Genomic DNA, 7980 nt, shown 5'->3' with positions numbered 1-7980 from the left:
CCACACCAGGACCCGCGCCGCCGCGGCCGCCGCCGTGCAGGCCGCCTGGCAGTGCCTGCTGTCCGCCGGTCCGCGCACCGCGACCCGGCGCTCCCTGGAACGGCTCGTCGTCCGCGCCGAGGTCGCCCTCGCCGCACCCGCCGACACCGACCCGCGGCTGCTGCGCGCCTGGGCCCGCGCCCTGCGCGGCACCGGACCGGTCCCGCAGGTGGGCGCGGGGCCGGACGACACCGGCGAACTCCTCGGCGTGGACGCCGAACGCGCCGCTCCGGCCCGCCCGTGGCGGACCCGGCTCGGCCCGCTCACCCCGCTCGCCCTGCGCACCGCGCTCGGCTGCGCCCTGGCCGGCTACGCCTCCCTGGCCCTCGGCATCGGCCGCCCCTACTGGGCCCTGGTCACCGCCGCCTCCCTCTACCAGGCGAACCTCGTCCTCACCTGGAGCCGGGGCGTCCAGCGCGTCGTCGGCAACCTCGTCGGCGTCCTCCTCTTCGCCGCCGTCGCCCCGCTGGCCCATCTCGGTCCGGCGGCGCTGGTGCTGTGCTGCCTCGCCTTCACCTTCGGCGCGGAGGCGCTGATCAGCCGCAACTACTGGCTCGGCAGCGTCTGCGTGACCCCGATGGCGCTGCTCATCACCGAGTTCGCCGGATACCAGCACCCCGGACAGCTGATCGTCGAGCGGGCCGTGGACACCGTCGTCGGCGCCCTGGTCGGTCTCGTGGCGGCCGTCGCCGTCACCAACCGCCGCGCGGGCGACCGCGTCGGGCACGCGCTGACCGCCGTGGAACGCGCCCGCGAGCACGCCGCCCGCCTCCTGGCGGAGCCCCACCCGGCCCCGGGTGCCCTCGAAGCCGCCCGCCGCGGCCTCGCCGCCGCCCTGGTCGACCTGCGCGCCACGGTCGAGGCCGCCGCTGGCGAGTGGTGGCAGCGCGCCCTGCCGCACGAGAGGGTCGTGCGCGCCGAACAGTCCGGACACCGTACGCTCGCGGCGACGGTACGGCGCCAGGGACTCCACCTGGACCGGCACACGGACACGACGGAGGGCGTACGGCCATGACGGCGACCGGCGGACGGCCGACCACGGCGGAGGACGCGACGAGGAGCGACACGGTCGCCGCGGTCGTCCGGCAGTGGCAGACCGTGCACCCCGACCTCGACACCGGCCCCATGGAGATCATCGGCCGCGTCAACCGCTGCGCAGCCCTTCTCCAGCAGGCCGAGGACGCCCCCCTGCGCCGGGCCGGACTCAGCCGCCCCGAGTTCGATCTGCTCGGCGCGCTGCGCCGCACCGGACACGAGCTCACCCCCGGCGAACTGGCCCGTGAGACGTTCTCCTCGGGCGCCGCCGTCACCAAGCGCCTCAAGGCCCTCACCGAGCGCGGCCTGGTCGAGCGGCGCGGCGACACCCGGGACCGCCGGGTCGCCCACGTCCGCCTCACGGACGCCGGGCGCGACCTGGTCGACGACATCCTGCCCGAGCAACTCGCCTACGAGACCTCCGTGCTGTCCGGGATCGACCCTGAGCAGCAGGACGAACTGGCCGGGCTGCTCGCCGGGTTGCTGGGCCGGCTGGAGGGCCGCCCGGGAGCGCTGCGCCCCTGAGACCGTCCGGTGCCGCCGGGGACCGCACGGTGCGGAAGTCGACGCGCCATTGCCGCGGCCGCCAAGGCGTCCTCACGTGCGTTTGACCAGGCCGCTCCGCTCATCGCCCGGTGACGGCCGAGCACGCCGGACGCCACGCGCCGACCCTGCGCCACGCCGACGCCGCGCAGGCGCCCGCCGCCCACCACCACCCCGACCCGGTCGGCGGGGGCGTCCCGCGGCGGGTCCTGTTCCCCACCGCCTGCCACCGCGGCGACTTCTGGGACCTCTCGGTCCCCGTCACCCTGGAGCGGGCGCCGGCACGCTCACCTTCACCGCCGGCGCACTCCCCGGCTCCGACGGCGAGTTCCGCAATCCGTACGGCCGGCGCTCCGCCCACGCGCCCGTCCTCCGCGACCTCAGACACCGGGCCGGTAGCGCAGCGGATGGTCCTCCGGGATCTGCACCAGCACGATCGGGGTCCCGTCCGGATCCGTGATCCACATCTCGACCAGTCCCCACGGTTCCCGCACCGGCGGGCGCACGATCTCGACCCCCTTGCCCCGCAGCTCGTCGTGCGCGGCGGCCACGTCCTCGACCTGGAGCCACAGTCGCACGGCCGGTGACGGCGGGACCTCGGACCGGCCGGAGACCTCCAGGAAGCCGCCGCCGAGGAAGTAGACGGTGCCGCGCTCCGGCCCCTGGCCGAACTCGCGGTAGACGGCGAGGCCCAGCTGCTCGCCGTAGAAGACACGGGACCGTTCCGGATCAGTGGGCCGCAGCAACGTCCGGCCGCTCAGTACATGCACCATGCAGCCGGAGCCTAGTGGCAGCGTTACGCTCAGCGGTGCCCGAGCCGCCGCAGAACCGGAGAACCGTGCCATGGACACCGCCGCCACCGGACTGATCTTCCGTGAGGCCACCGACGCCGACGTGGACGCGCTGGTCGCGCTGATCGAGTCGGCGTACCGAGGGGACGCCAGCCGCACCGGGTGGACCACCGAGGCGGACATCCTGGAGGGGCAGCGGACCGACCCGGAGGGCGTGCTGGCCGTCATCAAGGCACCCGGCAGCCGGCTGCTCACCGTCGAGCGCGACTCTCGGATCGTCGCCTGCTGCCAGATCGAACACCGGGGTACGTACGCCTACTTCGGGATGTTCGCGGTCAGCCCCACCTTCCAGGGCGGTGGTCTCGGCAAGGTGATCATCGCGGAGGCGGAGCGGCAGGCCCGCGCGACCTGGGGCGCCGAGGAGATGCACATGACCGTGATCTCCGTACGCGACGACCTCATCGCCTGGTACGAGCGCCGCGGCTACCGCCGTACGGGAAAGATGACGCCCTTCCCGTACGGCGACGAGCGCTTCGGCATTCCGCGCCGCGACGACCTGCAGTTCGAGCTGCTGGTCAAGGAACTCGCGCGATCGTGACGGCGCAGCCGGCCGTCACGCCGTGAAGCGGCCCGTCCGCTTGATCTCCGGGAAGTCCGTGGTCGCGCCGTCCAGCCCCAGGGCCCGGACGAGCCGCAGCTGGTCCTGGGTGTTCACCACCCAGCCGATGATCTTCAGGTCAGCCGCGCGCGCCTGCTCCACGATCTCCAGCGTGAGCCGGCGGATGTTGAGGCAGACGGTCGCCGCCCCGGCCTCCACGGCGCGGTCCACGAGGTCGGTGCCGTAGCGGCTGGCGATCAGCGCGGTGCGTACGCCGGGCACCAGCCGGGCGATCTCGGCGATCGCCTCGTCGTGGAACGAGGACACCTCCACACGTGCGGTCAGGTTCCGCCGGTGCATGACCTCGGAGAGCGCGCGGGCCGCCGCCACGTCCTTGATCTCGGCCTGGAGCGGCAGCCGCACGGCGTCCAGTACCTCCTCGAACACCGGGATCCGCTCGCCGCGTCCGGCGTCCAGGGCGCGCAGCTCGTCGAGGGTCCGCTCGGCGATCGGGCCGGTCCCGTCGGTCGTCCGGTCCACGTGGGCGTCGTGCATGACGACGAGGGCGCCGTCCTTGCTCAGGTGCAGATCGAGTTCGATGACGTCCAGGCCCGCGTGTTCGGCGGCGACGAAGGAACGGAGGGTGTTCTCGGGTTCGACACCCATGACTCCGCGGTGACCGATGGTGAGGAAGTTCAAGGCTCGTCTCGCTTCCGTCGACGGCGGCTCGGCGCCCGCGGGCGCCGGGGCGGACGGCCGCGCGGGCAGATCCGCAGCCTAACGGCCCCGCCCCGTGATGAACCCGTGCCTGCGCCGGGAGCGGGCGGGCGAAGCGGAAACAGGTGCCAACATGATGTCCAACGGGAAAAAGTTCTGTGACGATGAGGAGCGGCAGGACAATCTCCCGAACCTCCACTTGCTGACCGAAACCACCTATGTATACGGTTCGCCTACATGAGGTTCTCCCGTGGAGGATGGGGCATGACGGAAATTCTTAAGCAGGTGGGTTCGGAGGAACAGGTTCCTCCCGCAGTCAGGGTGGTGGAGCACCCGGCGTGGCCCGTGCTCAAGGATGCCGTGGAGCGGATCCGGCCATGGCAGTCCAAGGACGGGTCGATCGACTTCGAGGCCGAGGGCGCGCCCGATCCCACGGACGCCGAGCGCGCCGTACGCCGCGTGATCGACGCCGTCGAGGAGCTGTCACCGCTGCTTGCGCACGACGCCGCCTACCACCAGGCCCTGGTGAAGGATCTGCGCCGGTGGGCCGACTGCGGCTTCCAGGTGCCGGACTTCCTCGACTCGCTGCTGGCCTTCCAGCCCGCCGCGAACCGCGCGGACGGCCTCCAGCACCTGGTCGTCTTCCCCATGTACACGCAGAACGGCAACCCGGACCGCAACCTCGAAGCGGTCGTGCTGCGCATGGTCTGGCCGGACTGGCTGGCCGAGCTGGAGCGCACCCGCTACGACAACCCGCTGTTCTGCGGCATCACGTTCGAGGACTTCACGGCCGGCTACGACACCAACTCGGCCGTGCTCTTCCCCGAGACGATCGCCGTGCGCGAGGCGCCCGAGCGGTTCAGCTGGGGCGGCATCTTCTGCGACCGCGAGGCCGCCCGCTTCCGCCGGGTGACCGCCGCCGCCGTGGACGTGCTCGGCATGGAGCTGCCCGAGGACGTCGCCGCGATGGTCCACGACCAGAAGCGCTGCGAGGAGGCGTTCGTACTGTGGGACATGGTGCACGACCGCACCCACAGCCACGGCGACCTGCCCTTCGACCCGTTCATGATCAAGCAGCGTCAGCCGTTCTGGATGTACGGCCTCGAAGAGCTGCGCTGCGACCTCACCGCCTTCCGGGAGGCCGTGACCCTGGAGGCCGACGGCGTCCCGCAGGCCCGTGACGTGCAGTACGCGGTGCTGTTCGACCGCATGTTCCGGTTCCCGGTCACCGGCGAGCGCGTGCGCAACTACGACGGCCTCGGCGGCCAGCTCCTCTTCGCCTACCTGCACAAGCACGACGTCGTGCGCTGGACTGACAACAAACTGTTCATCGACTGGCAGCGCGCACCCCAGGTCACCAACCAGCTGTGCGCCGACATCGAGAAGCTGTACCGGGACGGCATCGACCGCCCCAAGCTCGTCCACTGGCTCGCCGGGTACGAGCTGGTCTCCGCCTATCTCCCCCCGCATCCGGGCTCCCGCTGGGCCAAGGGACCGGACGCCCTGGACCTGAGTCTGCCGCCGCGCAAACTCGTCGATGAGGTGCTTCCGGACGAGTTTCCGCTGAGCATGTTCTATGAGGCTCTCTCCAAGAAGCTGAAGAACGTGATCGCCTCCACCAAGGGCATCACGGCCGAGAGCGCCGAACGGGTCGCCGCGTGAGCGACCGCGCCATCAGGAACACTGCTCAGGAGGCGAAGAACATGGGGAACGGGGCTCTCAGCGGTGCGGTGATCGCGGTGGCCGGCGCGGGCGGACCCGCCGGGCGCGCGGCACTGCTCAGGCTCGCCGAGGCGGGGGCGACCGTCGTCGGCGCGGACAACGATCCCGAGCGGCTGGCGGAGGCCGTCGACGCGGCCCGCTACAGCGCCGGCGGCGCCACGGTCACCGGCGAGACGGTCGACCTGCTCGACCCGGACTCGACCCGGGACTGGGCCACCCGTACCGAGAAGGAGTTCGGCCGGGTCGACGGCCTGGTCCACCTCGTCGGCGGCTGGCGCGGCAGCGAGACCTTCGCCAAGACGAACCTGCACGACTGGGACCTGCTGGAGATGCTGCTCATCCGCACCGTGCAGCACACCTCCCTCGCCTTCCACGAGGCGCTCCAGCGCAGCGACCGCGGCCGGTACGTCCTGATCAGCGCGGCCGGCGCGAGCAGGCCCACCGCGGGCAACGCCGCCTACTCCGCGGCCAAGGCCGCCGCCGAGGCGTGGACGCTGGCCCTGGCCGACTACTTCCGCAAGGCGGGGATCTCCGAGGGCGCCGACGGCCCGACGTCCGCGGCTGTCATCCTGGTGGTCAAGGCGCTGGTGCACGACGCGATGCGCGCCGACCGCCCCAACGCGAAGTTCGCGGGCTTCACGGACGTCAAGGACCTGGCCGAGGCCATCGCCGGGGCCTGGGAGAAGCCCGCCGCCGAAGTGAACGGACACCGTCTGTGGCTGACCGAGAAGCCGTGATCCGAGAGACCGTGACCCGGGACGCCCTGACCAGGGACGCCCTGACCCGGGACGCCGTGAACCCGCCGAGGACCGATGCCCGGCGCCACCACGATCCGGCGGCCCGCGGCTTCGCCAGCGACAACTACGCCGGGGCCCACCCGGAGGTGCTCGCCGCCCTGGCCCTGGCCAACGGCGGGCACCAGGTCGCGTACGGCGAGGACGTCTACACCGAGAACCTCCAGCGGATCATCCGCAGCCACTTCGGCGCCACGGCTCAGGCGTTCCCGGTCTTCAACGGCACCGGCGCCAACGTCGTCGCCCTCCAGGCGGTCACCGACCGGTGGGGCGCGGTGATCTGCGCGGAGAGCGCGCACATCAACGTCGACGAGGGCGGCGCCCCCGAGCGCATGGGCGGCCTCAAGCTGCTCACCGTGCCCACACCCGACGGCAAGCTCACCCCCGAGCTGATCGACCGGCAGGCGTACGGCTGGGAGGACGAGCACCGGGCGATGCCGCAGGTCGTGTCGGTCACCCAGAGCACCGAACTGGGCACCGTCTACACGCCCGACGAGATCCGCGCGATCTGCGAGCACGCCCACGCGCGCGGGATGAAGGTGCACCTGGACGGCTCCCGCATAGCCAACGCGGCGGCCTTCCTGGACGTCCCGATGCGGACGTTCACCGACGCGGCCGGGGTCGACATCCTCTCGCTCGGCGGCACGAAGAACGGCGCGCTGTTCGGCGAGGCGGTCGTCGTCATCAACCAGGACGCCGTCAGCCACATGAAGCACCTGCGCAAGCTGTCCATGCAGCTCGCCTCCAAGATGCGTTTCGTGTCCGTGCAGCTGGAGGCGCTGCTCGCCAGGGATCTGTGGCTGCGCAACGCCCGCCATGCCAACGAGATGGCCCAGCGGCTGGCCGAGGGCGTCCGTGCCATGCACGGCGTCGAGATCCTTCACCCGGTGCAGGCCAACGGCGTCTTCGCCCGGCTCCCGCACGACGTGAGCGAGTGCCTGCAGCAGCGGTTCCGCTTCTACTTCTGGGACGAGCCCGCGGGTGTCGTGCGCTGGATGTGCGCCTTCGACACGACCGAGGACGACGTCGACGCGTTCGTGGCGGCGCTGAAGGAGGAGATGGCGCGCTAGCGTCCGGGTGCGAAGAATCATCCCGTGATGCATAGGTATGCGGTCACCTGAAAAGTCATTGACTCTCGGGTGATCGCATTCCTATGCTCTGGAGGCATGGAGCTGATCCAGAACACCGCCGACCTGTCCGCCTACCTGGCAGCCGACGAGGTCATCGACCATCACCACCCGACCGTGCGCGCCACGGCCGCGCGTCTCGCCAAGGAGGCGGTGGACTCGTATGCCTATGCACGGCTGGCCTTCGAGTTCGTGCGCGACACCATTGCGCACTCGCAGGACTCCGGCGATCTCCGGGTCACCTGGCGTGCCTCCGAGGTCCTGGAGCAGGGCACCGGCATCTGCTACGCCAAGGCCCACGCGCTGGCCGCGCTGCTGCGGGCCGAGGACATCCCGACCGCGCTCTGCTACCAGAAGTTCGACGAGGTGCACGGCCTGGTCGCGGTGCGCTTCCACGGGGCCTGGCACCGGCAGGACCCCCGCGGGAACAAGCCCGGCGTGGACGCCCAGTTCTCCCTCGATGGCGAGCGGCTGGCCTTCACGCCCGACCCGGCGTCCAATGAAATGGACTACCCGGTCCTGTATGCTGAACCTCATCCGGTCGTCCTGAAGGCTCTGCGGGCCGCCCCCGACCGCCCGTCCCTGTGGAAGACACTTCCCACCGCACTCTGAGG

At 71.6% G+C, this 7980-nt stretch carries 9 protein-coding genes; 7 read left to right on the top strand and 2 right to left on the bottom strand.

Going from position 1 to position 7980, the window contains the following annotated elements; genetic code table 11:
• A partial coding sequence (locus tag ACWD0J_RS35805) for an FUSC family protein (protein WP_451500041.1) occupies positions 1 to 1054 on the top strand: 1054 nt, incomplete at its 5' end.
• Positions 1051 to 1599 carry a MarR family winged helix-turn-helix transcriptional regulator gene (locus ACWD0J_RS35800; RefSeq protein ID WP_451500040.1) on the top strand — a complete coding sequence of 183 codons (549 nt, stop codon included), beginning with the start codon at positions 1051 to 1053 and terminating at the stop codon, positions 1597 to 1599. The genes ACWD0J_RS35805 and ACWD0J_RS35800, both read left to right, overlap by 4 nt.
• Before the next feature lie 398 nt (positions 1600 to 1997).
• Here ACWD0J_RS35800 and ACWD0J_RS35795 read toward each other — a convergent pair whose 3' ends face one another.
• Positions 1998 to 2390: a VOC family protein gene (locus ACWD0J_RS35795; protein WP_451500039.1), complete on the bottom strand. Its 393-nt coding sequence runs from the start codon at positions 2388 to 2390 to the stop codon at positions 1998 to 2000.
• A gap of 70 nt (positions 2391 to 2460) precedes the next feature.
• Here ACWD0J_RS35795 and ACWD0J_RS35790 point away from each other — a divergent pair, with 70 nt between their 5' ends.
• Positions 2461 to 3006 (top strand): GNAT family N-acetyltransferase, encoded by a 546-nt coding sequence (locus tag ACWD0J_RS35790; protein WP_451500038.1) that lies wholly within the window; start codon positions 2461 to 2463, stop codon positions 3004 to 3006.
• Positions 3007 to 3021: 15 nt separating this feature from the next.
• Here ACWD0J_RS35790 and ACWD0J_RS35785 read toward each other — a convergent pair whose 3' ends face one another.
• Positions 3022 to 3705, bottom strand: coding sequence for a glycerophosphodiester phosphodiesterase (locus tag ACWD0J_RS35785; protein ID WP_451500037.1), 684 nt, complete (start codon positions 3703 to 3705; stop codon positions 3022 to 3024).
• 282 nt (positions 3706 to 3987) lie between these two features.
• Here ACWD0J_RS35785 and ACWD0J_RS35780 point away from each other — a divergent pair, with 282 nt between their 5' ends.
• From ACWD0J_RS35780 to ACWD0J_RS35765, 4 genes are all read left to right on the top strand, one after another.
• On the top strand, positions 3988 to 5385 hold the full coding sequence (locus tag ACWD0J_RS35780) for a DUF6421 family protein (RefSeq protein ID WP_451500036.1): 1398 nt from the start codon (positions 3988 to 3990) through the stop codon (positions 5383 to 5385).
• A 41-nt stretch (positions 5386 to 5426) separates the two neighbouring features.
• A complete protein-coding gene (locus ACWD0J_RS35775; protein WP_451500035.1) occupies positions 5427 to 6182 on the top strand; it encodes an SDR family NAD(P)-dependent oxidoreductase in 756 nt (251 codons plus the stop codon).
• Positions 6183 to 6238: 56 nt separating this feature from the next.
• Complete coding sequence (locus tag ACWD0J_RS35770) at positions 6239 to 7309, top strand: threonine aldolase family protein (protein ID WP_451500042.1); 1071 nt, start codon at positions 6239 to 6241, stop codon at positions 7307 to 7309.
• Between the two features lie 96 nt (positions 7310 to 7405).
• Entirely contained in the window at positions 7406 to 7978 is a 573-nt protein-coding gene (locus ACWD0J_RS35765; protein WP_451500034.1) for a transglutaminase domain-containing protein, read from the top strand.
• Positions 7979 to 7980 lie beyond the last annotated feature (2 nt).

Source organism: Streptomyces sp. NPDC003011 (assembly GCF_053591515.1).
The sequence above is the reverse complement of the archived record's forward strand: the minus strand, read 5'-3'. Positions and strand labels throughout refer to the sequence as shown.

What these genes read in the sequence shown, in the direction of transcription:
- ACWD0J_RS35800 (WP_451500040.1), top strand. Translation starts at nt 1,051, where the DNA reads ATGACGGCGACCGGCGGACGGCCGACCACGGCGGAGGACGCGACGAGG.
- ACWD0J_RS35795 (WP_451500039.1), bottom strand. Translation starts at nt 2,390, where the DNA reads ATGGTGCATGTACTGAGCGGCCGGACGTTGCTGCGGCCCACTGATCCG.
- ACWD0J_RS35790 (WP_451500038.1), top strand. Translation starts at nt 2,461, where the DNA reads ATGGACACCGCCGCCACCGGACTGATCTTCCGTGAGGCCACCGACGCC.
- ACWD0J_RS35780 (WP_451500036.1), top strand. Translation starts at nt 3,988, where the DNA reads ATGACGGAAATTCTTAAGCAGGTGGGTTCGGAGGAACAGGTTCCTCCC.
- ACWD0J_RS35775 (WP_451500035.1), top strand. Translation starts at nt 5,427, where the DNA reads ATGGGGAACGGGGCTCTCAGCGGTGCGGTGATCGCGGTGGCCGGCGCG.
- ACWD0J_RS35765 (WP_451500034.1), top strand. Translation starts at nt 7,406, where the DNA reads ATGGAGCTGATCCAGAACACCGCCGACCTGTCCGCCTACCTGGCAGCC.